The sequence below is a fragment of the Streptomyces sp. NPDC001914 genome, assembly GCF_042891215.1.
In the GTDB taxonomy this organism is placed as follows: domain Bacteria; phylum Actinomycetota; class Actinomycetes; order Streptomycetales; family Streptomycetaceae; genus Streptomyces.
Map to the genome: position 1 here is coordinate 53,733 of NZ_JBIASW010000003.1, position 23,669 is coordinate 77,401.

The window sequence follows — 23,669 nt, forward strand, 5'->3', positions numbered from 1 at the left end:
GCCCTTGTGCTTTTTCACCCCGCCCGGCGGTGCCGGGGGCGCCCCCGCGGGGCTCAGGACCCCGTCGGTTCGCCGTGCAGACGTACGGTGCTGAGGATCTTCTTCACGGTCGCGTCCGGGATCTCCTCGGAGACTCCCTTGGCGCCGTAGAGCGTCCAGGACACGAAGTCGCCCGCCGAGTTCTTGAAGGCGAAGGTGGTCGCCTTGCCGTCGGAGTCGCACTTGCCCTTCTTGGGGACACCCTTGGAGTACGTCGTGGCGACGCTGCCCTCGATGCCCGCGGCCGTGGTGTACGCCTCGGGCTTGCCGATCTTCAGGAGCTTCTTCGAGGCGTCCTTCTGGTCGGTGTAGCCGCCGAAGACCCACCACGCGGAATCGTTGCGCGCCACGTCGTCGGTGTTCTTGGCGCCGCTCTGCCCCTTGGTGCCGGCGGCGGCGAGCTCGGTGTCCTCGGTGCGGCCGTCCTTGTTCTTGTCGGACGTGCACCACTTCTCCTTGAGGAACGCGGGCGCGGACATGCCGATGAGCACGGAGCCGTCGCCCTTCTTGTCGTCCTCGAAACCGATGAAGGTGCCGGAGCTGCTGATGTTCCAGTCCGCCGGAACGTCGAAGGCGGTGCCCCACTTGGGGTTCACCACGACCTTCCAGCCGGCGATCGTCGCCTTCTCGCCGTCACCGCCGCGCGGGTTCGCCTCGCTCGGGCTCGCCGACGTGGAGGCCGACGCCTTGGGGGACTTGGACGTGTCGCCGCCGGCCTTGTCGTCCGTGTCGTCACCGCCACCCAGGACGAGGAAACCGGTGACCCCGGCGGCGATCACGACGGCCAGGGCCGCGACGATCGCGGTGATCTTCGTCTTGTTCCCGCCACCACCATTGCCGCCGGGCACCTGGGGCGCGCCGAGGGGATCCGACGGCGCCCCCCACTGCGGCTGCCCCGGCTGCTGTCCGTACGGACCGGGCTGCTGCGGGTACCCCGTCTGCTGGTAGCCGGGCTGCTGATACGGATTCGGCTGCTGATAACCCGGCTGCTGGTACGGGTTCTGGTCCTGCGGATTCTGCTCGCCCCCGGGCGGCTGCTGTCCTGGCCACATGGCTGGTAACGATAGAGGTGCCTGTGACCCGGGTGCCACGGCGGTACCCGGAATCACCGTGCCGTCAGGGCACTTGTCCCATTGATCCCGGCTCGGAACGCGTCTGACACCTGCTCAGGCCGCGGATCAGTCCGGGCTCAGGCCGCTGCCCCCTCCCGGCTCAGGCCCCCGTCGGGTCGCCGTGCAGACGCACGGTGCTGAGGATCTTCAGGATGGTGGCGTCGGGGATCTCGTCCCGAACGCCGGTGGCTCCGTAGAGGTTCCAGGCCACGAAGTCGCCCGCGGAGTTCTTGAATCCGAACGTCACCGCCTTGCCGTCGCTCGCGCACTTCCCCTTCCGCGGCGTGTTCTCGGACCTGGCCCAGGCGACACTCCCGGTGATGCCCGAGGCGGTGGTGTACGGCTTGGCCTTCTTGTCGAAGGTCAGGCTCTTCTTGTCCGGCTGTGTGTAGCCGCCGAACACCCACCAGGGGACCTGGTTCACGGCGACCTCGTCGGTGCTCTTCGCTCCGCTCGCCCCCTTGGTGCCCGCGGCCCCGAGCGCGGTGTCCTCCGTACGGCCGTCCTTGTCCTCGTCGGAACTGCACCACGCGGACTTGAAGTAGGCGGGTGCCGACATCATGATCAGCGGCTTGTCGTCGGCCTTCGCGTCGTGCTTCTCGAAGCCGATCGACGTGCCCGGTGAGGCCACCTCCCAGTCCGCGGGGACGTCGAAGGCCGTTCCCCACTTGGGGTTGACGACGACCTTCCAGCCGGGGACGGTCGGCTGCTCGGCCGCCCCGCCGCGCGCGGTGCCGTCGGAGGGGGAGGCGCCGGGGCCCTTCGGAGCGGGTGCGGACGGCTTCGGGGCCGTGCCCTTGTCGCCGACGGCGGCCCGGTCGTCCTCGGAGCCGCCGAGCAGGAGGGCGCCGGTCACTCCGGCGGCCACGACGACCGCGGTGGCCGCCACGATCGCGATCACCCTGGTCCGGTTCCCGTTCCCCCGCGGCGGCTCGGGCGCGCCCGCGGGAGCGGCGGCCCCCCACGGCTGCTGCCCGGGCTGCGTCCCGTACGGGCCGGGCTGCTGCGGGTGGCCCGTCTGCTGATAGCCGGGCTGCTGATACGGGTTCGGCTGCCCATACCCCGGCTGCTGGTAGGGGTTCTGTCCCTGCGGGTTCTGCTCGCCTCCGGGCGGCTGCTGTCCTGGCCACATGGGCAGTCACGGTAGTGGCGCTTGTGAAACGTTTCTGTCACCGCGTCTCGTCAGGCCTGTACCGGAGCGCGCCGCCGCCCGCGCCGGAGCTGATCGACTTCGGTGCCAGGTCACAGGGCTGGTCAAGCATTGCTACTCATGGGTAACATCGTCGTATGAGCGCAGACCAGATGACGATCGGCGAGATGCTCGCCGCGACCGTGCCGATGGCCCGGACCCTGAACCTCGAGTTCGTGGAGACCACCCCGGAGAAGGCCGTCGTGGCGCTCCCGGACCAGGGCGACTTCCACAACCACGTCGGCGGACCGCACGCCGGCGCCATGTTCACGCTGGGCGAGTCCGCGAGCGGGGCCATCGTGCTCGCCGCCTTCGGTGACCAGCTCTCCCGCGCCGTCCCGCTCGCGGTCAGCGCCGAGATCGCGTACAAGAAGCTCGCGATGGGCCCCGTCACGGCCACCGCCACGCTCGGGCGGCCCGCCGCCGACGTCATCGCCGAGCTCGACGCCGGTCAGCGCCCCGAGTTCCCCGTCGCCATCGCCATCCAGCGCGGTGACGGTGCGGTGACCGGCGAGATGACGGTGATCTGGACCCTCCGCCCGAACGGCTGAGACGGATTTCACCCGCGGGGCCCTGATCGGGAGTACGAGCCGATCGGGGCCCCGCGCCGTCGCAGAGCCCTTCAGCCGCGGGGGACGCGGATGCTCACCGTCTGCGTGATCCGGGTGCAGAGCCGCCGCCCGTCGTCCTCGATGTCGCACTCGATCACCGCCGTGTCGCGTCCCACCCGCAGTACGCGGGCCTTCGCGTACGCGGCACCCTCGCGCACGGGGCGCAGGAAGTGCGTCGTGGAGGTGGTGGTGGCCGGGACGGCACCCGCGGGGCCGTTCAGCGCGGCGCACACCGCCGAGGCGACGTCGGCCAGCCCCATCAGCGCGCCGCCGTGCAACCCGCCGCCCACGGTGGACAGTTCGGGCGCGAAGTCGAGTTCCGCGTCCACCCCGTCGGCGGACAGGGCGGTGAAGCGAACGCCCAGGGTCCTGGCGTAGGGGGCCATCGCGTAGATGTCGTCTGCGGTGACGGTCACATCGGGCTCCTTGTGGGAGTTGCGAGACGTAAGTCGTTGATCCTTTCTATCAACTCCCTTGCCTTCGGCGGGTGTTCCGGTGCCGTCGCGTCCACGGGCGATCAGGCGGACCGTGGTGCGGCTGTTCCCTTCAGGCCGGACATGACCGACCCTGACCTCCGGGCGATGCGCGCGCACCGCCCGAAGGCCAGGGCCTGGTGACGGGGTTGAGGAGTGCGAGCGTGGATCGACGCGGGCGGGGCGCCGTTCTGGTGACCGGTGGCAGCGGGTTCGTCGGAAGCCACCTGGTGCGGCGGCTGCTGGAACGGGGTTACCGCGTCCACGCCACCGTACGCACCACCGCGAACACGGCGAAGGTGCTGCCGCTCCGGGAGATGCAGGAGACCTTTCCCGGCAGGCTCGAACTGTTCGAGGCGGATCTGCTGGCCGACGGGTCCTTCGACGCGGCGATGCAGGACTGCGGTGTCGTCTTCCACGTGGCGTCGCCGTTCCTCATGCCGGAGAAGATCAAGGACGGCCACCGGGACATGGTCGACCCGGCCCTGCTCGGCACCCGCAACGTGCTGGGCGCGGTGGAACGGACACCCACGGTCGGGAAGGTCGTCCTCACCTCCACCGTCGGCGCCGTCTTCGGCGACTACGTCGACGTCCGGAGCATGGACGGCGGTGTCCTGTCGGAGAAGTACTTCAACACCACCAGCACGGTCGAGAACAACCCGTACCACTACGCGAAGACGCTCGCGGAACGCGCGGCGTGGGCGGCGGAGGCGGCCCAGGACCGATGGCGTCTGATCACCGTCAACCCCGGTCTGGTCCTCGGCCCGTCACTCACCCCCGCCTCGGAATCCGGCAGCCTGTTCCTGCTGGACGAACTGTTCAAGGGCTACTTCTTCTACGGCGCACCCGATTTCAGCTTCACCACGGCGGACGTCCGCGAGGTCGCGGACGCGCACATCGCGGCGGCGGAGCACGACGGTGCCGAGGGCCGCTACATCGTCGCGGCCGAGACGATGACGTCCTTCCACGCCATGGCACGCGTCGTCCGCGCCCGGTATCCCCGCTCGCTCCGACTGCCCCGCACCGCGCTCCCGCACTGGCCCGTCCGCATCCTCGGGCCGGCGTTCGGACTGACCCAGGACTACATCCGCAAGCACCTCGGCATCCGGTTCCGCGTGGACAACAGCCGCAGCGTGCGGGAACTGGGAATCACCTACCGGCCGGTCGAGGAGACCCTGCTCGACCACTACGAGAGCTGGAGGCGACGGAGGGCGTGACGAGCCTTACGTCCGGACCGCTGTTCGGGACGACCAGGTAGGCTTCCCGGCGGGCGCCGAGGGGAAGCGCGCCTCGGTGATCATGCGAAACACGGTCGCCCGGTCACGTACACCGAAACGGGAGGAACCGGCGTTGCACGTCCAGGACTGGCTCGAGACGGTGCCGGCGGTCAGTATCTACGCGCTCGTGGCCCTGGTGATCGGCCTGGAGAGCCTGGGCATTCCGTTGCCCGGCGAGATCGTCCTGGTCTCGGCGGCGCTGCTCTCCTCGCAGCACGACGGCATCAACCCCGTCATCCTCGGTGTCTGCGCGAGCCTCGGGGCGATCATCGGCGACTCCATCGGCTACGCCATCGGCCGCAAGGGCGGACGCCCGCTGCTCGCCTGGCTCGGCGCGAAGTTCCCCCGACACTTCGGCGAGGCACACATCGCCACGGCCGAGCGCTCCTTCCAGAAGTGGGGCATGTGGGCCGTCTTCTTCGGCCGCTTCATCGCCCTGCTGCGCATCTTCGCGGGCCCGCTCGCCGGTGTGCTGCGGATGCCCTACTGGAAGTTCCTGATCGCCAACGTCCTCGGCGGCATCGTCTGGGCCGGCGGCACCACCGCCGTCATCTACTACGTGGGTGTCGTCGCCGAGTCCTGGCTGAAGCGCTTCTCGTACCTCGGTCTGGTCGCCGCGGTGCTCGTGGGTCTCGCCTCGATGCTGATCGTCCGCCGCAAGGCCAAGCAGGCGGCGGCGCGGCACGGCACGGCGGAGACGGAGACCGTCCCCGCCGCCGAGTAGCACCACCGCCCCGCGGTGCGAGCGCCTGGAAGCGCGGCGCGGGGCCGGTCCGGGCGGGCGTCCTACGCGTGGATCTCGCGGTGCGCCTTCGCCAGTTCCACGTAGAAGACCCCGTTCAGGGACAGACCCTCGCGCTCCTCGTCGGTCAGCGGGCGCTTGACCTTCGCGGGGACACCCGCGACGAGCGAGCCCGGCGGGACCCGCATCCCCTGCGGCACCAGCGCCTGCGCGGCCACCAGCGAGCCGGCCCCGATCACGGCGCCGTTGAGCACCGTCGCCCCCATGCCGATCAGACAGTCGTCCTCCACGGTCGCGCCGTGCAGGACGGCGTTGTGGCCGACGGAGACCCGTTCCCCGACGGTGATGGGGAAACCGGGGTCGACGTGCAGGCTGCAGTTGTCCTGCACATTGCTGCCGGCGCCGATGACGATCGGGCCGCAGTCGGCGCGCAGCACCGCGCCGTACCAGACACTCGCGCCCGCCCCCAGCGTGACGTCTCCGATCAGCACGGAGGTCGGGGAGACGAACGCCTCCGGGTCCACCTGCGGATCCTTGCAGCCGATCCCCTTGATCAGCGCCTGATGCGTCGTCACCGTGTCACCGTCTCGTCGTGTCGTCGTCGGGCCTTCTGAGTACACCGGCACCGTATGCCATGGCCACGCGTTCCCCCGGTGGGGCGAAGATCACAGCCCTGCGGTCGCGTGGGCGTGGTCGGTGCTGAGTACCGTGAGCGGGTGTCCAGGAGCAAGAACACGTTCTCATCATGGCGGCGGCGCCTCGCACAGCGCGCCGTCCACGCGGGCTGGGCCTGGATGCGGCGCGCCGGTACGGTCTCGGCCGAGCAGCCGGGCCGCTTCCGCTTCGGCTCCATGGGGGAGAACACCCGGCTGGCCTTCCCGCTGGGCACGGTCTTCGGCGAACCCTGGATCCACCTCGGCTCGTACTGCATCGTCGCCGAGCAGGTCACGCTGACCGCGGGCCTGATGCCCGACCTGGACCTCGGCCCCGAGCCGATCCTGCGGATCGGGAACGGCGTGGTGCTCGGCCGTGGCAGCCACGTCATCGCGGACACGACGGTCACGATCGGCGACGACTGCTACTTCGGGCCCTATGTGTACGTGACCTCCACGAATCACTCGTACGACGATCCGCACGAGCCCATCGGCAAGCAGTGGCCCCGGATGGAGCCCGTGGAGATCGGTCCCGGCTGCTGGATCGGGACCAACGCCGTGATCCTTCCCGGCGCCCGGATCGGCCGGAACGTCGTGGTCGCCGCCGGTGCGGTGGTACGGGGTCGGGTGCCGGACCACTCCGTCGTCGCAGGAGCCCCCGCCAAGGTCGTACGGCGCTGGGATCCGGTCGCCGGATGGCAGCCGCCCCTGCGCACACCGCCGCCCGTGCCGATCCCCGACGGGGTGACCCCCGAGCAGTTGCAGGCGCTCGCGGAACTGGACGAGGAGACCGTGGCGCGGCTCGCGGAGCTGGAGCTCGACCCGCGGGACGCGGCCGAGGACGTGCACGCGCAGCCGGCGGACGTCCGCGCCGATTCCTGACCCGGGGACCGCGGACGGCCCGTGGACCCGGAGGGTCGCAGCCGGAACCGGCTCAGCCGGTCGCCGGCGGCCCGAAACCGGCTCAGCCGGTCGCCAGCAGTACCGTGCCGACCAGGGCCAGCGCCGCCCCGGTGGCCTGCACCCCGCGTAGCCGTTCCCTGAGGACCCCGCGCGCGGCCAGGGCCGTGACCACCGGGTACAGCGAGGCGAGGACGGCGGCGACGGTGACCGGGCCGTGCTGGGCGGCGACCGAGTACGTCCCGTTGGCCGCGACGTCGGCCAGGCCCACGAAGGCCAGCGCCGGCAGGGAGGCCCAGGGGAAGCCGCCCTCGGGAAGGGCCTCGCCGCCGCGCCGCACGGAGACGGCCAGGGCGGCGCCGCCGGTGACGACATTGGTCAGGCGCTGCACGAACAGCGCCAGGAAGAGCCCCGTGACCGACGACGACGCCTCCGCGATCAGCGCGAACACCGTGCCGAAGCCGGCGGCCGCGATCAGGGTCAGGAGGACCGCCTGCCGCTGCACCGGCGCTCCCCGGAGCTGGGGTCCGCCCGCGAGGACAACACCCGCGACCGCGACCGCGATGCCCGCGATCTGCGTGAGTCCCGGGCGCTCGCCGAGGAACAGGCCGACGCCGATGGGGACGGCCACGGCCAGCGAGCCGAGCGGCGAGACCACGCCCATCGGCCCGAGCGCGAGCGCCTTGTAGAAGGAGAGCAGGGCGACCGGGCCCACCAGGCCGGCGGCGACCGCGAACCACAGTTCCGGCCCCGCCGCGCTCCAGCCGTCGGTGGCCAGCACGATCGCGCCGAGGACCACCGCCGCGATCGACTGGGAGGCGACGACCACCGTGAGCGCGGGCGTGCGCCGGGTCAGCAGACCTCCGCCGAAGTCCGCCAGGCCCCACAGGAGGCTGGTGGCCAGGGCGAAGAGTGCTGTCACGGGGGGCCTCGCAGTACAGTTCGGTGAACGATCAGGTGCATCCCACGATAGTTCACCCGATTGAACTCTGTCATTCAAAATATTGGACGGAATGTGTCGGATCTCGACCTGCTGACTCAATCCCTGGCGCGCAATGTGAAGCGCTGGCGCACCGAGCGCGGCTTCACCCTGGAGGCGCTGGCCGCTCGCGCCGGAGTCAGCCGCGGCATGCTCATCCAGATCGAGCAGGCCAGGACCAATCCCAGTCTGGGTACCGTCGTCAAGATCGGTGACGCGCTCGGCGTCAGCATCACCACCCTGCTCGACTACGAGCAGGGTCCCCGGGTCCGGATCGTCCCCGCCGACCAGGCCGTACGGCTGTGGCACACCGAAGCGGGCAGCTACAACCGGCTGCTGGCGGGCACCGAGGCGCCCGGCCCGCTGGAGATGTGGGACTGGCGGCTCATGCCGGGCGAGGGCAGCCCCTCCGACCCGCACCCCGCGGGCACCGTCGAACTCGTGCACGTCATCTCGGGCGATCTGACGATCACCGTCGACGGCGTCGACCACCTCGTCCCCGAGGGTGCGAGCGCGTCGTTCGAGGCCGACGCCCCCCACGCCTACGCCAACGAGGGCGAGGTCCCGGTCGCGATGGTCATGGCCGTCTCGGTCCCGCTCGTGCACTGAGGCCCGGCGCCCGCCCCGGGCGGGTCCGTGCGGCTGTTAGCGTGCGGGCATGCGCGCACCCATCGGACACTTCGACCACGCCTTCCCGGCCCCCGACCGCCTGGACGAACTCACCCGCCCCGTCGCCGACGCGGTGCGCGAGTGGAGCGGTGGCACCCCCGCGGAACAGATCGTCTACGTCGATACGAACCCCGAATGGGCCGACACCGCCGTCTTCGTCGAGCACTACGGCAAGGAACTGCTCGACACGTCCGCCAATTGCGTGGTCGTCGCGGGCAAGCGGGGCGGCGAGACCACGCTCGCCGCGTGTGTCGTGCTGTCCGCCACCCGCGTCGACGTGAACGGTGTCGTCCGTCGTCAACTGGGCGCCCGGAAGGCCTCGTTCGCCCCGATGGACCTCGCGACCGGCGAGAGCGGCATGGAGTACGGCGGGATCACCCCCGTCGGACTCCCCGGCGACTGGCCCGTGTTGGTCGACTCGGCCGTGGTCGAGCTGCCGTACGTGCTGGTGGGCAGCGGCCGCCGACGCGGCAAACTCCTGCTGCCGGGCAAGGCGTTCGCGGAACTCCCGAACGCGGTGGTACTGGAGGGCCTGGGCATCCCGGCCTGAGCCGAAGCCATTCAGCCCCGACCGGCAAAAGTTCAGCCCCTCCGGCGTTTGAGGAGCGGGGTCTGGGGCGGAGCCCCAGGGGTCCACCTCTCGGGTACGGGGCAACAGTTCAGCTCCTCCGGCGATTGAGGAGCGGGGTCTGGGGCGGAGCCCCAGGTACGGGACGGGCAGGGGCGGAGGGGGCGAAAGTCGCCTGTGCCCCTGCCCGCTCCATCCCCGCCCGCGGCGTCATCCGCTCACGCGGCCGAGTGATGCGCCAGCGCCCGGTGCGGGTCCGCGACACCGGGCGCGGGAGCCGGATCGGCATGGACCAGGACCGCGGTCAGCTTCGGCACGGCATGCAGCAGCGCATGTTCGGCGTTCACGGCGATGTCGTGCGCGTGACGCACGGTCGCCTCACCGTCCACCACGACCGCCACCTCGGCCCGCAACCTGTGCCCGATCCACCGCAGCCGCAGTTCCCCCACGTCGCGCACGCCGTCGACCCGCCGCAGCGCCTGCTCGGCCCGGTCCACCAACTCGGGCTCCACGGCGTCCATCACACGCCGGAAGACCTCCCTGGCGGCGTCGCGCAGCACCAGCAGGATCGCGGCGGTGATCGCCAACCCCACAATCGGGTCCGCGAGTTGCCACCCGAGGGCCGCGCCGCCCGCGCCCACCAGCACGGCGAGCGAGGCGAATCCGTCGGTACGGGCGTGGAGTCCGTCCGCGACCAGGGCGGCCGAGCCGATCTCGCGCCCGACGCGGACGCGGTACCGGGCGACCCACTCGTTGCCCGCGAAGCCGACGAGGGCCGCGAGCGCGACCGCCGGGAGGTGCCGTACGGGCTGCGGGTCCAGCAGTCGGCCGACCGCTGCCCAGGCCGCGAAGGCCCCGGAGGCCGCGATGGTCAGCACGATGACGATGCCCGCCAGGTCCTCCGCCCTCCCGTAGCCGTAGGTGAAGCGCCGGGTCGCCGCCCGGCGGCCCAGCGTGAAGGCAATGCCGAGCGGCAGGGCGGTCAGCGCGTCGGCGGCGTTGTGCACGGTGTCGCCGAGCAGCGCCACCGATGCCGACAGGACGACAACGGCCGCCTGCGCCAGGGCCGTTGTGCCGAGGACGGCCAGCGAGACCCACAGGGCCCGCATGCCCCGGGCCGAGGCTTCCAGCGCGGAGTCGAGCTTGTCGGCCGTTTCGTGGGAGTGCGGGGTGAGGAGATGGCGGAGCCGGCTCCCGCGGCCGTGCGGGTGACCGTGGCTCCCCTGCCGGGTGCGCGGGTGCGGCCGGCCGGGGGAGTGCCCGTGGCCGGCGCCGTGAACATGTCCGTCCTCGCCCGCATGCGCGTGGTCGTGGCGGTGCGGCCGTCCACGGTCGTCCTCACCGTCGTGGCTGCCGCTGCCGCCGCCGGAACCGGTGCCGGAGCCGTGACCCTGGCCGCTGCCGCTGCCGCTGCCGCTGCCGCTGCCGCTGCCGCTGCTGCCGGAGCCGGTGCCGGAGCCGGTGCCGTGGCCGGAGCCCGAGCCGGTGCCGGAACCGGTGCCGGAGCTGGTGCCGGAGCCAGAGTCGGTGCCGTGGCCCTGGCCGGCGCCGTGGCCGTGGCCCTGCGCAAGGTGGTGGTCGTGGCCCCCGGCCTCGTGGTGATGTTCCTGCCGGTCGTTCACGTGCGTCCCCTTCCGTGCGCGGGAGTGGACGCGCTGGTGTCCACGAGGCCATTATGTGCGTATGAGCGCACGCATGCACCTATCACCTGCGCACGATGCGCACCCGCGCACCCCCGGCGAGGAACAGTTCGCGCTCGCGGCCGAACTCCTCGCCCTTCTCGGCGACCGCACCCGTCTCACGCTGCTGCACGCCCTGACCGGCGGCGAGGCCGATGTCACGACGCTGACCGAGCGGTGCGGCTCCGCCCGCCCGGCCGTCAGCCAGCACCTGGCCCGGCTCCGTCTCGCCGGGCTCGTGAACACACGGAAGGAAGGGCGCCGGGTGATCTACTCGCTCGGGGACGGTCATCTGCGCCGGGTGGTCGACGAGGCGCTGAGCCTGGCCGACCACCGCCTCTCCGACCGCCCGGCGCACGACTGAGGCCGTTCGCGGGTGCGGGCGTCAGCGCGTGAGCGTGCCGTCGTTCGTGACCGTGCGGTCACCCGTGAAGGGGGCGTCGTCCTCGCCCTCCTCCAGCAGGTTCGCCGCCGCGCCCACGATGCTCGGGTCGGGGCTGCCGACGACCTCCTCGTCCTTGTCGGCGTAGGCGAAGCGGGCGAGGACACTGCGCATGGCCTCGACGCGGGCCCGCTTCTTGTCGTTGCTCTTCACCACGGTCCAGGGTGCCTGCGCGGTGTCCGTCTCGCGGAACATGGCGACCTTGGCCGCCGTGTAGTCGTCCCAGCGGTCCAGCGAGGCCAGGTCCATGGGGCTCAGTTTCCACTGCCGTACGGGGTCGACCTGACGGATCGTGAAGCGGGTGCGCTGCTCGCTCTGCGAGACCGAGAACCAGAACTTGACCAGGTCCACGCCGTCGTCGACGAGCATCCGCTCGAAGGCGGGTGCCTGCCGCATGAAGCGCCGGTACTCGTCGTCGGTGCAGAATCCCATCACCCGCTCCACGCCCGCCCGGTTGTACCAGGACCGGTCGAACATCACGATCTCTCCCGCGGTCGGCAGATGCTCCGCGTACCGCTGGAAGTACCACTGCCCGCGCTCCCGCTCGGTCGGCTTCTCCAGCGCCACCACACGGGCGCCGCGCGGGTTGAGGTGCTCGGTGAACCGCTTGATCGTGCCGCCCTTGCCCGCCGCGTCGCGCCCCTCGAAGACGACGACGAGCCGCCGGCCGGTCTCCTTGATCCAGCCCTGCAGCTTCAGCAGCTCGATCTGCTGGAGCCGCTTGTGCCACTCGTACTCCTTGCGCTCCATGCGCCGCGTGTACGGATAGTTCTCCCGCCAGGTGTCCACCGGGCTGCCGTCCGGCCGGATCAGTACGGGGTCGTCGTGATCGGTGTAGTCCACCCGCATCCCTGCCAGCAGTTCCGTCATCCGGCCCTCCTCTGCCCGTGCTCCGATTGTCCGCCGATCACCTTGTTCCCGCCGTTTCGGCGGAATCGCGGAACGGCGTGGTCCATCCCCCGATGGAAGCGATCGGAGGCGTACGGCAGGAGAACCGGAGGCGAAGGCCACGCGAGCCGGCGTCGAGATGCGCGTATGCCCAGCACCGGGACGGTCAACGACGGTCTGGAGCACGCGGTTTGACGCGTCGTTAAACAGCTTGCCCGCGCGCTGCGATGCGGCTGACGATGTCCCGCATGCCCTCCTTCATCGCACCCGACGGAACCCGACTCACCTACCACGCAAGGGGCGAGGGCGAACCGCTGCTCTGTCTGCCCGGCGGACCGATGCGCGCCTCCGCGTACCTGGGAGATCTCGGCGGACTGACGCGGAACCGCCGGCTCTACGTGCTCGATCTGCGGGGCACCGGCGACTCGGAGCGTCCGGCGGACCCGGCGACGTACCGCTGCGACCGGCAGGTCGCCGACGTCGAGGCCTTCCGCGCGCACCTCGGACTCGACCGGGTCGATCTCCTCGCGCACTCCGCGGGCTGCGATCTCGCGCTCCTGTGGGCGGTCCGCCATCCAGGGCACGTCCGCACGCTCACCATGGTCACCGGACGGGCGCGGGCCCTGGGCGTCGACTTCACCCCGGAACACCGCGCGGAGAGTGCGGTGCTGCGCAAGGCTGAACCGTGGTTCGAGGGCGCGCACGAGGCGTACACACGGCTCTGGGCGGGCACCGCGACGGAAGCCGACGTCGACACCGCCGCCCCGTTCTTCTACGGCCGTTGGGACGCGGCGGCGAAGGCGCACGCGGCCGAGGACGCCGACCAGTACAACGAGGAGGCCGCCGAGCGCTACGCGGGCCCCGGAGCCTTCCGGCCGGACGAGGCCCGAGCCGTCGTGGCGGCCTGGGACGCACGCGTGCTGCTCGTCGCGGGCGAGCTGGACGGCGGACCGCTGCCGCGGGTGGCGGGGGCCGTCGCGGAACTGTTCGCCCGGGCCGACCTCGCCGTCCTGCCGGGCGCGGGCCACTTCCCCTGGATCGACGACCCGGAGGCCTTCCGCGCGCCGATCACCGCGTTCCTCGACCGGCAGGCCGGCCGCCGCGGCGACCGCCCCAACGATCCGGACCTCGGTCTTCCGGCGTGACGCGGTGACGGTCGGGCGGCCCGCCGGGGACCGGCCGGCGGACGCCCCGGGGCGCGGAGGGCGCGGGCGCCCGGACCGCCCGGGTGCCCGGCGGGACGTCAGTCCCGTCTGAGGTCGACCCACTCCGCGGTCTCACCGGGGAGGACATAGCGCTCGATCTCCGTGAAGCCGTGACGTTGGGCGAAGCGCAGTCCGGCCTCGTTGGACGCGAGGACCACGGTCTCGATCACCCGGGCCCCCATCGAGCGAGCCTGCGCCAGGCCGCGCGCGTACAGCTGCTCGCCGAAGCCCCGCCCGCGGTGTTCGGCCAGGACGCGCGCGATCACGGTCGCCGTCGCGCTGCCGCCGGTGGGCGGACGCACGGTCGTGCAGCCCACGAGGACGTCGCCGAGATAGGCGACCTCCAGGCGATAGCGGCGGGCGCGCTCGCGCACCTCGTCGAGCGACATCGCGGCGGGCGGGACGATCACATTGTGGACATGCCGCCAGTCCGCGAGACGGGTCTCGTCGGCCGGCGCTTCGACGCGAAGGGTGGTGGGCACCCGAGCAGGAAACCGGTGCGGGCCGCGGGGCGTCAACAGCATTGACCCAGGCCGCCTTTGATCGCATCGGGGCTGCGCGGGTCGCCCTCCGGCGTCAGCCCAGGCGCGGGATCTCGATGGCCGGGCAGACGTCCATCACCATGTCGAGCCCCGCGGCACGCGTCCGCTCGTACGCGGCCTCGTCGATCACGTCGAGCTGGAACCAGACGGCCTTGGCGCCGACGGCGACGGCCTCGTCCGCGACCGGCCCCGCGAGGTCGCTGTTCACGAAGACGTCGACGACGTCCACCTCGAAGGGGATGTCCGCGAGGGAGGCGTACCCCTGCTCGCCGTGGACTGTCTCGGCCTTCGGGTGCACGGGCACGATCCGCTTGCCGTACCGCTGGAGGACGTCGGCGACGCCGTGGGCCGCGCGGCGCCGGTTCGACGAGAGTCCCACGATCGCCCAGGTGTCGCCCGTCTCGGTCAGGATCCTGCGGATCGTCTCTGAGTCGCCGTACACGCTCGGCCTCCAGGGGAATCGGTCAGTGTCTGCCGTCATCGTCAACAGTGAGCGGGGCGTGCTGATTCCGCCCGCCGTGCGCTCGCAGATGGTCGAGCAGCAGACGGCTCAGCGTCTCGGGCGCCTCCTCCGGGATCCAGTGGCCGAGGTCCGGCAGGATCTCGAACCGGTACGGCGCGTCGACCCAGCGTCCGGTCTCCCGCGCGGGGCCCGGGCCGAACGCGGTGTCGCCCGTGCTCCAGACGTACAGCGTGGGCACCTTGACGACGTCGATCTCGCCGTCGGGGCGGCCGGACCGGTACCAGTTCAGTGCCGCGGTCAGGGCGCCCGGCCGGGTGAGGTGCCGGACGTAGGCGTCGGCGCTCGCCCGCGGCACCTTCTCGCCGTAGAGCGAACGAAGCAGCTTGGCGTCGTCGGCCAGCATGCGCTGCTCGGTCGCCGGCGTCTCGCGCCAGTCCCTCATGTACTGGGACCGTGCGTGCTGGTCGTCGTCGGAGCGCAGGGCCTCGGCGAGAGCGCCCGGGTGCGGAGTGGAGACGACCGTCAGGCTGCGGACGCGCCCGGGATGGCCGACGGCGGTCCACCACGCGACCGCGCCGCCCCAGTCGTGGCCGACCAGGTCGAACGTCGGCCAGCCCAGCTCCTCGGTGATCGCGAGGACGTCCGCGACCAGGAGGCCGATGCGGTAGTCCTCGGCCCGCTCCGGGCGCACGCCGGGGGAGTAGCCGCGCTGGTCGGGCGCCACGACGCGGTGGCCCTCGGCGGCCAGCGCGGCGATCTGCCGCCGCCAGACGAGCCCTGTCTGCGGGAAGCCGTGCAGCAGCAGGACCGGGCGGCCGTCGGGCGGACCCGCCGTGACGGCGTCGAACACACCGGCGGCGGTGGAGATGCTCATCCCGTTCACGGCCCACTCCTTCATACCGACTGGTCGGTCAGCTTTCCGGTGGTGGGAGCGGATGTCAAGGCGGTGTCCGCGCCCCGGCGCGACGAAGCCCCCGCCCGGCCCCGGACCCGAACGGACCGTACGGCAGCCGGTGTTCACGGTCGTCGTCGCCCCGCCCGCCGTCACCGGGAGCCCCGGCCGGTCACGGTCGGGGCCGACGGGCGGGCGCGTGTCCGGAACGGTCCCCACCTCCCCGCGCCCGCCCGCACGTCCGCCTAGGCTCACCTCGTGCTCCGTATCCTCGACGCCCGCACGGGCGAACCCGTCGACGCAGCCCTCGCCCGCCGCGGTCTCGTCCGCGTCCACGCCCGCCCGCCCGGGTCCGACATCACCGGACTGCGCGTGCTCCTGGTCGCTGACGTCCTGGTGCGGGCCCTGGAGATCGGCGGCAATCCGGCCTGGGCGACGCTGACTTCGGCACCGGAACCGGCGGAGACCGCGGACCGCGCCGCCCCCGGGGGCCGGGCCGACTCCTGGGGCGAGGCAGGGCTTCGGACGCGCGCCGCCGAACTCGGGATCCGGCCGTTCGAGGATCACCCGGGCACGGAACCGGGACCGGCGGCGACGCGGACCATCGACGTGGTCGCCCAGGGAGCCGAGGCGACGGAGGGGCCGCGTGTCGAGGTGGCTCCGGTCGACACCGCGCACGGTTCCGCTCCCGAGCCCGGGGACCCGACCGTTCTGCGGCTGGCGCTGCTCGCCCGGCGACGGGATCAGCCGCTGAGCGTCGACGCCGACGCGCTCGCCGAGGCGGAGGGCACGCTCGCGCGCTGGCGCGCCGCCGTCGCCGGATGGGCGACACGGCCCTCCAAGCCGATCCCCGAGGACGTACGCCTGCGGTTGCGGGCCGCGTGGGAGGACGACCTGGACGTGCTCGCCGTGCTGGACGTGCTGCGGTCGGTGGAGACCTCCGGCATCCCGGAAGGCGCCCGGTTCGAGACGTACGCCCACGCCGACCGGCTGCTCGGCCTCGAACTCACCCGCGAGATCGGTGCCGCGCTGTGACCGCCCCGGCGGCCGGTGGGCCGCGGCGAAGACTGATCGTCCTGCGGCACGCCAAGTCCGCCTGGCCCGACGGGGTGCCCGATCACGCGCGGCCGCTCGCGACGCGCGGCCGTCGTGACGCCCCCGCCGTCGGACGCGCCCTGGCGGAGGCCGACCTGCTGCCCGACCTCGCGCTGTGCTCGACCGCCGTACGTGCCCGGGAGACCTGGGAACTGGCGGCGCGGGAGTGGGGCACCCCGCCGTCCGTGCTGCTCGACGCTCGGCTGTACGGGGCGGACGTGCCGGAGTTGCTGGAAGCCGTCCGCGAAGTCCCCGAACATGTACGGACGTTGCTGGTGATCGGACACAATCCGGGCCTGGAGGAGCTGGTCCTCGAACTGGCCGGGGACGGCCTCGACGACACACTGCACCGGGTCCGCACGAAGTTCCCGACCTCGGCCGTCGCGGTCCTGGTCTGGCACGGCACGTCCTGGCACGAACTCGGCCGGGGCGACGCGCTGTTGACGGACGTGGTGGTGCCCAGGGGCAAGAAGGCGTGAGAGGCGGCCGACGGGTGCCCGGGTGCCCGGGTGCCCGGGTGACCTGTCCGGGTCCGGATGCCGTCCCGGCGGAACGCGGCTGGCCGGGTGCGGTCGCCGAGTGCGGTCGGCCGGGTGTGAGGTCGGTCCGTGACCGGGTCCCGGTGCTGTCCTGGCCGGGCACGCGCGGCGTGGGGTTGTCCGGTCCGTGTCCGTGGCCCCGGTGCTGTCCTGTCCGGGGCGCGCGGCGGGGGATGTCGGGGATGTCGGTCCGTGACCGGGCTTTGGTGCTGTCCTGGCCGGGCACGGGCGGCGGGGGTTGTCCGGTCCGTGTCCGGGGTCCCGATGCCGTCCCGCCGGGGCACGTGCGACCGGGTCCGTGTCCGGTCCGTGACGGGGGGCCCGGTGCCGTCGCGGCCGGGCGCGTGCGGTCCGTACGGGGGCTCGTAGCCCGTCCTCGTACGCCGCACCGTCCTGCGCGGGCGGCCGTGCGCGCGTCCGGTGGACGACCCTGGGCCCTCGCGCCGCACGACGGCCCCGTCCCCTGCCCGCCGTGCGCGGGTGCCGCCCCGGGCCGTCGGTGGTGTGCGCGCAGCGCATACGCTGGCCTGATGCAGGACGAGTACCGCACAGTGGCCCACGCGGGCGTGCACGAGACCGAGGTCAACCGCTCCCGATTCCTGTGCGCCCTCGCCCCGGCCGCGACCGAGCGGGAGGCCCAGGACTTCATCGCCGCGGTGCGGAAGGAGCACGCGGACGCCACGCACAACTGCTTCGCGTACGTCATCGGGGCCGACGGCGCCGTGCAGAAGGCGAGCGACGACGGCGAACCGGGCGGCACCGCGGGTGTCCCGATGCTCCAGATGCTGCTGCGCCGCGACATGCGCTACGTGGTCGCCGTCGTCACCCGCTACTACGGCGGGGTCAAGCTGGGCGCCGGCGGACTGATCAGGGCGTACGGCGGCTCGGTGGGCGAGGCGCTGGACGCGATGGGCACGATCACCCGCCGCCGCTTCCGGCTGGCCACGGTCACCGTCGACCACCAGCGGGCCGGCAAGGTGCAGAACGATCTGCGCTCGACCGGCCGGGAGGTACGTGATGTGCGTTACGGCGAGGCCGTCGCCATCGAGATCGGGCTGCCGGACGCCGATGTGGACTCCTTCCGGGCCTGGTTGGCCGACGTGACCGCGGGGACGGCCGGCTTCGAGCTGGGCGGCGAGGCCTACGGAGATGCCTGACAATCCAGGCAATTCCGGATGAAGAGGCGCGTCGAGGCGGCGGTCGGGGTGGGTCGATACGGGAGTAACCGCCCGTGATGTCAGACCCGGCCGTTACTCTTCGGGGATCATGAGGCTCCTGCACACTTCCGACTGGCATCTGGGCCGGGCGTTCCACCGGGTGAACATGCTCGACGCCCAGTCCCGCTTCATCGGCCATCTCGTCACGACCGCGCGCGAGCGCGAGGTCGACGCGGTGGTCGTCTCGGGAGACGTGTACGACCGTGCCGTGCCGCCCCTGGCCGCGGTCCAGCTCTTCGACGACGCCCTGCACCGCCTGGCCGACCTCGGCGTGCCCACCGTGATGATCTCCGGGAACCACGACTCGGCGCGCCGGCTCGGCGTCGGCGCCGGACTCATCGGGCGCGCGGGCGTCCATCTGCGCACCGATCCCGCGGGGTGCGGCACCCCGGTGGTGCTGACCGACGCCCACGGCGACGTCGCCTTCTACGGCCTGCCCTATCTCGAACCCGCCCTGGTGAAGGACGAGTTCGGGGTGGAGAAGGCGGGCCACGAGACCGTGCTGGCCGCCGCCATGGACCGCGTGCGCGCCGACCTCGCCGGCCGCGCGCCGGGCACCCGCGCCGTCGTCCTCGCCCACGCCTTCGTCACCGGCGGCGAGGTGAGCGACAGCGAACGGGACATCACCGTCGGCGGCGTGGCCTCGGTGCCCGCCGGAGTCTTCGACGGAGCCGACTACACGGCACTCGGCCATCTGCACGGCAGCCAGACCATCACCGAGCGCGTCCGCTACTCGGGGTCCCCGCTGCCGTACTCCTTCTCGGAGGCGGACCACCGCAAGAGCATGTGGCTCGTGGACCTCGGCCCCGACGGCTCCCTGGCCACCGAGCGGATCGACTGTCCGGTGCCCCGCCCGCTGGCCCGCCTGCGGGGACACCTGGAGGACCTGCTCGCGGACCCGGCGCTGGAGCGGCACACGGACGCCTGGGTCGAGGCGACCCTCACCGACCCGGTGCGGCCCGGCGACCCCATGGCCCGGCTGGCCGAACGCTTCCCGCACACGCTCAGCCTCGTCTTCGACCCCGAACGCTCCCCGCAGGCCCCGGGCGTCTCCTACGCCCGGCGGATCGCGGGCCGCAGCGAGGAACAGATCGCCGAGGACTTCGTGGCCCACGTGCGCGGCGTGGGCCCCGACGTCCGGGAACAGGCCGTGCTCCGGGACGCGTTCGACGCCGTCCGGGCCGACGAGACCGTCCGGGAGACCGCCCGGTGACCGCACGTCCGCCGCACACCCAGCGGGCCGCCCGCCCGGAGACCGAGGGAAACCGATGAGGCTGCACCGCCTGGACATCACCGCCTTCGGCCCGTTCGGCGGCGCCCAGAGCGTCGACTTCGACGAACTGTCCGCCGCCGGGCTCTTCCTGCTGCACGGACCCACGGGCGCGGGCAAGACCTCCGTCCTCGACGCCGTCTGCTACGCGCTGTACGGAGCGGTTCCCGGCGCCCGGCAGAGCGGTCAGGGCCTCGGCCTGCGCAGCGACCACGCGGCACCCGACGCCCGCACCGAGATCCGCCTCGAACTCAGTGTCGCCGGACGCCGGCTGGAGGTCACCCGGCAGCCGCCCTGGGAGCGCCCCAAGCTGCGCGGCAAGGGAATGACGACCGAGAAGGCCCAGAGCTGGCTGCGCGAGTACGACTCAACGGCCGCGTCCTGGAAGGACCTCAGCCGCTCCCACCAGGAGATCGGCGAGGAGATCACCCAGCTCCTCGGGATGAGCCGCGAGCAGTTCTGCCAGGTCGTGCTGCTGCCCCAGGGCGACTTCGCGCGCTTCCTGCGGGCCGACGCCGAAGCCCGCGGAAAGCTGCTCGGCAGGCTCTTCGACACCCACCGCTTCGCCGAGGTCGAGAAGCGCCTCGCCGAACGCCGCCGCGCCGCCGAGGCCGAAGTACGGGCCGGGGACACCGCGTTGCTGGCCGACGCGCACCGCATGCAGCAGGCGGCCGGGCGCGTCGTCGAGGAGCCGCTGCCCGACCTCGCGCCCGGCGACCCCGGCCTCGCCGAGGCGGTGCTCGCCTGGGCCGCCGTCGCCCGCAGCACGGCTCGCGAGGCGCTGACCGTCGCCCGCGGCGCCCGCGGGGCCGCGGAATCCGAGCAGGCCGCCGCCGACCGCGCGCTCGACGACGTACGCGAAGTGGACCGGCTGCAGCGCCGGTTCACCGAGGCGCAGGAGCGGGCCGCGCGCCTGGAGCAGCGCGCCGACGCCCACCACGCCGCCAGGACGCGCATGGAGCGGGCGCGCAAGGCCGAGGCCGTGACCCCCGCACTCGAACTGCGCGACGCCGCCGAGGCGGAGCACCGGCGCGCGGCCGCCGAGGAGACCCGGGCGCGTGCCGCCCTGCCCGAGACGTTCGCCGGTGCCGGAGCGCCCGGTCTCGCGACCGCCGCGCGCAAGGCCGCCGAGGAACTGGGCGGCCTGGAATCGGCACGCCGCGCCGAGCGGCGCCTCGGTGAACTCGCCGCGGAGCGCGCCTCGCTGGACCGCCAGGAACGCGCCGACGAGGACGTCCTCCAGGACGCCGAGAGCTGGCTCGCCGACTGGGAGGAGACCCGCGCGGGTGTCGAGGCGCGGGTCGAGACCGCGCAGGAGGCCGCGGCGCGCGCCGAACAGCTCGCCGTCCAGCGCGAACCGGCCGTCAAGCGCCTCGCCGCCGCCCGGCTCCGGGACGAGCTGGCCCGGGACACCGAGACCGCCCACGACCTGAGCCTCGCCGCGCGCGAGCGGGCCACCGAGGCACACGCCCGCTGGCTCGACCTCAAGGAACAGCGTCTCCAGGGCATCGCCGCCGAACTCGCCGCCGGTCTGGTGGACGGCGAGTCCTGCGCCGTGTGCGGTGCCACCGAACACCCGGCGCCCGCACGGAAGATCGCCGGTCACGTCGACCGCGAGACGGAGGAGCGGGCGCTTGCCGCCCACCGGACCGCCGACGAGCAGCGCGCCGAGGCCGAGCGCCGCCTCGGCTTCGTGCGCGAGGCACTGGCCGCCGCCACCGCCGAGGCGGGCGACGCGCCGACCCGGCAACTGGAGGAGCAGGCCGAGGAATTGGAGCGCCTGCACACCGGGGCCCGGACCGTGGCCTCCGGACTGCACGCCGCGCGCGAGGCCCGCGAACAGGCCGAACGCGAGCACGAGCGGCGGCTGACCGCACAGCAGGACGCCGCCCGGCGCGTCGCCGCACGGGCCTCGCACCGGGATTCCCTCGACCGCGAGAGGGCCTCGCTGGAAGGGGAGCTGGAGCAGGCACGGGGCGCGGCCGGGAGCGTGTCCGAGCGGGCCACGCAGCTGGAGCGGCAGGTCGCGCTGCTCACCGAGGCCGCGGACGGCGTCCGGGCGGCGGAGGACGTCGCGCGCCGCCTCAAGGACGCCGACGCGCGGCTGGCCGACGCGGCCTTCCGCGCCGGATTCGAGACCCCGCAGGCGGCGGCCGCCGCGATGCTCGACGACGTGGCCCATCGCGATCTGCAACGGCAGCTCGACGCCTGGCAGCTGGAGGAGTCCTCGGTGCGCGCCGTGCTCGCCGAGGCGGACACCACGGCCGCCGCGCGGCGGCCTCCGGCCGACCTGACGGCCGCCGAACGGGCGGCGGAGTGCGCCGCCCGACGGCTGCGGGACACCGCGTCGGCGCAGGACGCCGCGGCCCGGCGCTGCGCCGAGCTGGACACGCTCTCCACCCGCGCGACCGGCGGCGCCCGACGGCTCGCCCCGCTGCGCGAGGAGTACGAGCGTGTAGCCCGGCTCGCCGGGCTCGCTGCCGGTACCTCTGCGGACAACGAACGCAGGATGCGTCTGGAGGCGTACGTCCTCGCCGCCCGGCTGGAGCAGGTCGCCGCCGCCGCGACGGTCCGCCTCCAGCGGATGTCGTCGGGGCGCTACACCCTGGTGCACTCGGACGACCGGGCGGGCCGCGGACGCAGCGGGCTCGGACTGCACGTCGTGGACGCCTGGACCGGACGCGAGCGCGACACAGCGACGCTCTCCGGCGGCGAGACCTTCTTCGCTTCCCTCGCCCTCGCACTCGGTCTCGCGGACGTGGTCACCGACGAGGCCGGCGGGGTGCGGCTGGACACGCTCTTCATCGACGAGGGGTTCGGGAGCCTGGACGACCAGACCCTGGACGAGGTGCTCGACGTCCTCGACTCGCTGCGGGAACGCGACCGCAGCGTCGGCATCGTCAGCCACGTCGGCGACCTGCGCCGCCGCATCCACGCCCAGCTGGAGGTCGTCAAGGGGAGAACGGGGTCGGTCGTACGGCAGCGGGGCGCGTGATCGGCCCGGCAGGGGGAAGTTCTGGCCGTTGATGGTTCCGGCCCGCGCCGGGGCGGTCTCAGTGGCCCAGGGGGCGGCGCGGCAGTGGTGAGGAGTAGACGACGCTCGTCGTCACCGAACCGAGCGTGCCGATCTTGCCCGACACCGTCTCCAGGTGGCCCATCGACCGGGCGGCGACCTTGATGACGAAGCAGTCGTCGCCCGTGACGTGATGTGCCTCCAGGATCTCGGGCGTGACCTCGACGAGGTCGTGGAACGGCTTGTAGTTGCCGTTCGGGTAGCGGAGGCGGACGAACGCCAGGATCGGCAGCCCCAGGCTCTCGGGGTCCACGACGGCCGCGTACCCCTGGATGACTCCCGCCTCCTCCAGGCGCCGCACCCGCTCGGTGACCGCGCTCGCGGACATCGAGACGGCCCGTGCCAGCTCGGTGAAGCTGGCCCGGCCCTCGCGCTGGAGGACGTCCAGGATGCGCCAGTCGGTGGCGTCCGGGGAATACGCGGTCATCCCCGATGAATACCAGGAGAATCCCCGGCCGATCAACAGTACTGCCGTGGATCGTCACTTCAGGGAGCGGACCGGTCCCCGTAGATTTCTGGTCGGGAAGTCCCGCGGGACGAGGTGCGCAGGAAGCACCGGGGTGGCAAGGGCGGCATCCGTCCGGCGGGGCCACGGTTCAAGAAAGGCCAGGCCATGACTGCGACTGCCGAGGGCATCACGAAGAACGACACGGTGACCGGTTCCACGGCGACGAACGCCGTCCTGCGCGTGCCGGCGGCGTCCCCCGCCGCGGCGGCCGCCTACTTCGGCGCGAGCCTCGCGTTCCACGCGGACGTGTCCGACGTGGCGGCGGCCCTCGCGGCCGGCGGCGACCCCGGGTTCGTCGTCCTCGACTCCCGCTCCACCGCCTCGTGGGACCAGGGCCACATCCCCGGCGCGGTCCACCTGCCCACGGCCCTCGTCCCCGAGCAGGCCGAGCGGCTTCTGGACAAGTCCGTTCCGGTCGTGACCTATTGCTGGGGACCCGGATGCAACGGCGCGACCCGCGCGGCCCTCGCCCTCGCCGAACTCGGCTTCCAGGTCAAGGAGATGCTCGGCGGCTTCGAGTACTGGGCGCGCGAGGGCTTCGAGTTCGAGACCTGGCAGGGCCGTGAGCGCCGCGCCGAGGACCCGTTGACGGCGCCGGTGGACGCCGAGGACTGCGGCTGCTGACCCGGGGGAGGGGGCTGGGG

General features: G+C 72.9%; 25 protein-coding genes. 14 read left to right on the plus strand and 11 right to left on the minus strand.

Annotated elements, in window-relative coordinates; translation table 11 throughout:
* Nucleotides 1-53: 53 nt before the first annotated feature.
* Together ACFYYF_RS09495 and ACFYYF_RS09500 are read right to left on the minus strand one after the other, a co-directional pair.
* Nucleotides 54-1,091, minus strand: a complete 1,038-nt coding sequence (locus ACFYYF_RS09495) for a hypothetical protein (protein WP_388773117.1) — start codon at nt 1,089-1,091, stop codon at nt 54-56.
* Nucleotides 1,092-1,251: 160 nt separating this feature from the next.
* Entirely contained in the window at nt 1,252-2,283 is a 1,032-nt protein-coding gene (locus ACFYYF_RS09500; protein ID WP_388773120.1) for a hypothetical protein, read from the minus strand.
* 170 nt (nt 2,284-2,453) lie between these two features.
* Between ACFYYF_RS09500 and ACFYYF_RS09505 the strand changes: the two genes are divergently transcribed.
* Complete coding sequence (locus ACFYYF_RS09505) at nt 2,454-2,891, plus strand: DUF4442 domain-containing protein (RefSeq protein WP_388774331.1); 438 nt, start codon at nt 2,454-2,456, stop codon at nt 2,889-2,891.
* Nucleotides 2,892-2,962: 71 nt separating this feature from the next.
* Here ACFYYF_RS09505 and ACFYYF_RS09510 read toward each other — a convergent pair whose 3' ends face one another.
* A complete protein-coding gene (locus tag ACFYYF_RS09510) occupies nt 2,963-3,367 on the minus strand; it encodes a PaaI family thioesterase (RefSeq protein WP_388773123.1) in 405 nt (134 codons plus the stop codon).
* A gap of 221 nt (nt 3,368-3,588) precedes the next feature.
* Between ACFYYF_RS09510 and ACFYYF_RS09515 the strand changes: the two genes are divergently transcribed.
* Entirely contained in the window at nt 3,589-4,641 is a 1,053-nt protein-coding gene (locus tag ACFYYF_RS09515) for an NAD-dependent epimerase/dehydratase family protein (protein WP_388773125.1), read from the plus strand.
* 133 nt (nt 4,642-4,774) lie between these two features.
* Nucleotides 4,775-5,425 (plus strand): DedA family protein, encoded by a 651-nt coding sequence (locus ACFYYF_RS09520; RefSeq protein ID WP_361684302.1) that lies wholly within the window; start codon nt 4,775-4,777, stop codon nt 5,423-5,425.
* 62 nt (nt 5,426-5,487) lie between these two features.
* Here ACFYYF_RS09520 and ACFYYF_RS09525 read toward each other — a convergent pair whose 3' ends face one another.
* Nucleotides 5,488-6,018 (minus strand): gamma carbonic anhydrase family protein, encoded by a 531-nt coding sequence (locus tag ACFYYF_RS09525; RefSeq protein ID WP_388773129.1) that lies wholly within the window; start codon nt 6,016-6,018, stop codon nt 5,488-5,490.
* Nucleotides 6,019-6,159: 141 nt separating this feature from the next.
* Between ACFYYF_RS09525 and ACFYYF_RS09530 the strand changes: the two genes are divergently transcribed.
* Complete coding sequence (locus ACFYYF_RS09530) at nt 6,160-6,978, plus strand: acyltransferase (protein ID WP_388773131.1); 819 nt, start codon at nt 6,160-6,162, stop codon at nt 6,976-6,978.
* Nucleotides 6,979-7,060: 82 nt separating this feature from the next.
* Here the strand turns inward: ACFYYF_RS09530 and ACFYYF_RS09535 are convergent, their stop codons facing one another.
* Complete coding sequence (locus ACFYYF_RS09535) at nt 7,061-7,918, minus strand: EamA family transporter (protein WP_388773134.1); 858 nt, start codon at nt 7,916-7,918, stop codon at nt 7,061-7,063.
* 93 nt (nt 7,919-8,011) lie between these two features.
* Here ACFYYF_RS09535 and ACFYYF_RS09540 point away from each other — a divergent pair, with 93 nt between their 5' ends.
* Both ACFYYF_RS09540 and ACFYYF_RS09545 read left to right on the plus strand, forming a co-directional pair.
* Nucleotides 8,012-8,584 (plus strand): XRE family transcriptional regulator, encoded by a 573-nt coding sequence (locus ACFYYF_RS09540; RefSeq protein ID WP_361684294.1) that lies wholly within the window; start codon nt 8,012-8,014, stop codon nt 8,582-8,584.
* Nucleotides 8,585-8,633: 49 nt separating this feature from the next.
* Nucleotides 8,634-9,194 carry a YbaK/EbsC family protein gene (locus tag ACFYYF_RS09545; RefSeq protein ID WP_388773136.1) on the plus strand — a complete coding sequence of 187 codons (561 nt, stop codon included), beginning with the start codon at nt 8,634-8,636 and terminating at the stop codon, nt 9,192-9,194.
* Nucleotides 9,195-9,430: 236 nt separating this feature from the next.
* Here the strand turns inward: ACFYYF_RS09545 and ACFYYF_RS09550 are convergent, their stop codons facing one another.
* A complete protein-coding gene (locus ACFYYF_RS09550; protein ID WP_388773138.1) occupies nt 9,431-10,834 on the minus strand; it encodes a cation diffusion facilitator family transporter in 1,404 nt (467 codons plus the stop codon).
* 61 nt (nt 10,835-10,895) lie between these two features.
* On the opposite strand from ACFYYF_RS09550, the gene ACFYYF_RS09555 reads away from it, so the two are divergent.
* A complete protein-coding gene (locus ACFYYF_RS09555) occupies nt 10,896-11,255 on the plus strand; it encodes an ArsR/SmtB family transcription factor (RefSeq protein WP_388773141.1) in 360 nt (119 codons plus the stop codon).
* A 21-nt stretch (nt 11,256-11,276) separates the two neighbouring features.
* Here the strand turns inward: ACFYYF_RS09555 and ppk2 are convergent, their stop codons facing one another.
* Nucleotides 11,277-12,203, minus strand: coding sequence for a polyphosphate kinase 2 (ppk2, locus tag ACFYYF_RS09560; RefSeq protein ID WP_388773145.1), 927 nt, complete (start codon nt 12,201-12,203; stop codon nt 11,277-11,279).
* 266 nt (nt 12,204-12,469) lie between these two features.
* Between ppk2 and ACFYYF_RS09565 the strand changes: the two genes are divergently transcribed.
* Nucleotides 12,470-13,366 carry an alpha/beta fold hydrolase gene (locus tag ACFYYF_RS09565; RefSeq protein ID WP_388773148.1) on the plus strand — a complete coding sequence of 299 codons (897 nt, stop codon included), beginning with the start codon at nt 12,470-12,472 and terminating at the stop codon, nt 13,364-13,366.
* Between the two features lie 98 nt (nt 13,367-13,464).
* Here ACFYYF_RS09565 and ACFYYF_RS09570 read toward each other — a convergent pair whose 3' ends face one another.
* The 3 genes from ACFYYF_RS09570 to ACFYYF_RS09580 are packed head-to-tail and all read right to left on the minus strand — an operon-like array spanning nt 13,465 to nt 15,305.
* On the minus strand, nt 13,465-13,950 hold the full coding sequence (locus ACFYYF_RS09570) for a GNAT family N-acetyltransferase (RefSeq protein WP_388773151.1): 486 nt from the start codon (nt 13,948-13,950) through the stop codon (nt 13,465-13,467).
* Between the two features lie 52 nt (nt 13,951-14,002).
* Nucleotides 14,003-14,410: a CoA-binding protein gene (locus ACFYYF_RS09575; RefSeq protein WP_388773153.1), complete on the minus strand. Its 408-nt coding sequence runs from the start codon at nt 14,408-14,410 to the stop codon at nt 14,003-14,005.
* Nucleotides 14,411-14,432: 22 nt separating this feature from the next.
* Nucleotides 14,433-15,305 carry an alpha/beta fold hydrolase gene (locus ACFYYF_RS09580; protein WP_388774334.1) on the minus strand — a complete coding sequence of 291 codons (873 nt, stop codon included), beginning with the start codon at nt 15,303-15,305 and terminating at the stop codon, nt 14,433-14,435.
* Nucleotides 15,306-15,581: 276 nt separating this feature from the next.
* Here ACFYYF_RS09580 and ACFYYF_RS09585 point away from each other — a divergent pair, with 276 nt between their 5' ends.
* From ACFYYF_RS09585 to ACFYYF_RS09605, 5 genes are all read left to right on the plus strand, one after another.
* Nucleotides 15,582-16,358 carry a hypothetical protein gene (locus tag ACFYYF_RS09585; protein ID WP_388773156.1) on the plus strand — a complete coding sequence of 259 codons (777 nt, stop codon included), beginning with the start codon at nt 15,582-15,584 and terminating at the stop codon, nt 16,356-16,358.
* A complete protein-coding gene (locus ACFYYF_RS09590; protein WP_388773158.1) occupies nt 16,355-16,897 on the plus strand; it encodes a SixA phosphatase family protein in 543 nt (180 codons plus the stop codon). The genes ACFYYF_RS09585 and ACFYYF_RS09590 overlap by 4 nt, the downstream gene beginning before the upstream one ends.
* A 590-nt stretch (nt 16,898-17,487) precedes the next feature.
* Nucleotides 17,488-18,114 carry a YigZ family protein gene (locus ACFYYF_RS09595; RefSeq protein ID WP_365492511.1) on the plus strand — a complete coding sequence of 209 codons (627 nt, stop codon included), beginning with the start codon at nt 17,488-17,490 and terminating at the stop codon, nt 18,112-18,114.
* 109 nt (nt 18,115-18,223) lie between these two features.
* Entirely contained in the window at nt 18,224-19,387 is a 1,164-nt protein-coding gene (locus ACFYYF_RS09600; protein ID WP_388773161.1) for an exonuclease SbcCD subunit D, read from the plus strand.
* A gap of 55 nt (nt 19,388-19,442) precedes the next feature.
* Nucleotides 19,443-22,439: an AAA family ATPase gene (locus ACFYYF_RS09605; RefSeq protein ID WP_388773163.1), complete on the plus strand. Its 2,997-nt coding sequence runs from the start codon at nt 19,443-19,445 to the stop codon at nt 22,437-22,439.
* A 58-nt stretch (nt 22,440-22,497) separates the two neighbouring features.
* Here the strand turns inward: ACFYYF_RS09605 and ACFYYF_RS09610 are convergent, their stop codons facing one another.
* Entirely contained in the window at nt 22,498-22,944 is a 447-nt protein-coding gene (locus ACFYYF_RS09610) for an Lrp/AsnC family transcriptional regulator (RefSeq protein ID WP_361684268.1), read from the minus strand.
* Nucleotides 22,945-23,130: 186 nt separating this feature from the next.
* Here ACFYYF_RS09610 and ACFYYF_RS09615 point away from each other — a divergent pair, with 186 nt between their 5' ends.
* Nucleotides 23,131-23,649 carry a rhodanese-like domain-containing protein gene (locus tag ACFYYF_RS09615; RefSeq protein ID WP_388773166.1) on the plus strand — a complete coding sequence of 173 codons (519 nt, stop codon included), beginning with the start codon at nt 23,131-23,133 and terminating at the stop codon, nt 23,647-23,649.
* Nucleotides 23,650-23,669: the final 20 nt, after the last annotated feature.

Bases quoted from the DNA above. Each gene is read 5' to 3' on its own strand.
- ACFYYF_RS09610 (WP_361684268.1), bottom strand. From the start codon at position 22,944: ATGACCGCGTATTCCCCGGACGCCACCGACTGGCGCATCCTGGACGTC.
- ACFYYF_RS09605 (WP_388773163.1), top strand. From the start codon at position 19,443: ATGAGGCTGCACCGCCTGGACATCACCGCCTTCGGCCCGTTCGGCGGC.
- ACFYYF_RS09505 (WP_388774331.1), top strand. From the start codon at position 2,454: ATGACGATCGGCGAGATGCTCGCCGCGACCGTGCCGATGGCCCGGACC.
- ACFYYF_RS09570 (WP_388773151.1), bottom strand. From the start codon at position 13,950: ATGCTGTTGACGCCCCGCGGCCCGCACCGGTTTCCTGCTCGGGTGCCC.
- ppk2 (WP_388773145.1), bottom strand. From the start codon at position 12,203: ATGACGGAACTGCTGGCAGGGATGCGGGTGGACTACACCGATCACGAC.
- ACFYYF_RS09495 (WP_388773117.1), bottom strand. From the start codon at position 1,091: ATGTGGCCAGGACAGCAGCCGCCCGGGGGCGAGCAGAATCCGCAGGAC.
- ACFYYF_RS09555 (WP_388773141.1), top strand. From the start codon at position 10,896: ATGAGCGCACGCATGCACCTATCACCTGCGCACGATGCGCACCCGCGC.
- ACFYYF_RS09600 (WP_388773161.1), top strand. From the start codon at position 18,224: ATGAGGCTCCTGCACACTTCCGACTGGCATCTGGGCCGGGCGTTCCAC.
- ACFYYF_RS09545 (WP_388773136.1), top strand. From the start codon at position 8,634: ATGCGCGCACCCATCGGACACTTCGACCACGCCTTCCCGGCCCCCGAC.
- ACFYYF_RS09500 (WP_388773120.1), bottom strand. From the start codon at position 2,283: ATGTGGCCAGGACAGCAGCCGCCCGGAGGCGAGCAGAACCCGCAGGGA.
- ACFYYF_RS09565 (WP_388773148.1), top strand. From the start codon at position 12,470: ATGCCCTCCTTCATCGCACCCGACGGAACCCGACTCACCTACCACGCA.
- ACFYYF_RS09595 (WP_365492511.1), top strand. From the start codon at position 17,488: ATGCAGGACGAGTACCGCACAGTGGCCCACGCGGGCGTGCACGAGACC.
- ACFYYF_RS09615 (WP_388773166.1), top strand. From the start codon at position 23,131: ATGACTGCGACTGCCGAGGGCATCACGAAGAACGACACGGTGACCGGT.
- ACFYYF_RS09580 (WP_388774334.1), bottom strand. From the start codon at position 15,305: ATGAGCATCTCCACCGCCGCCGGTGTGTTCGACGCCGTCACGGCGGGT.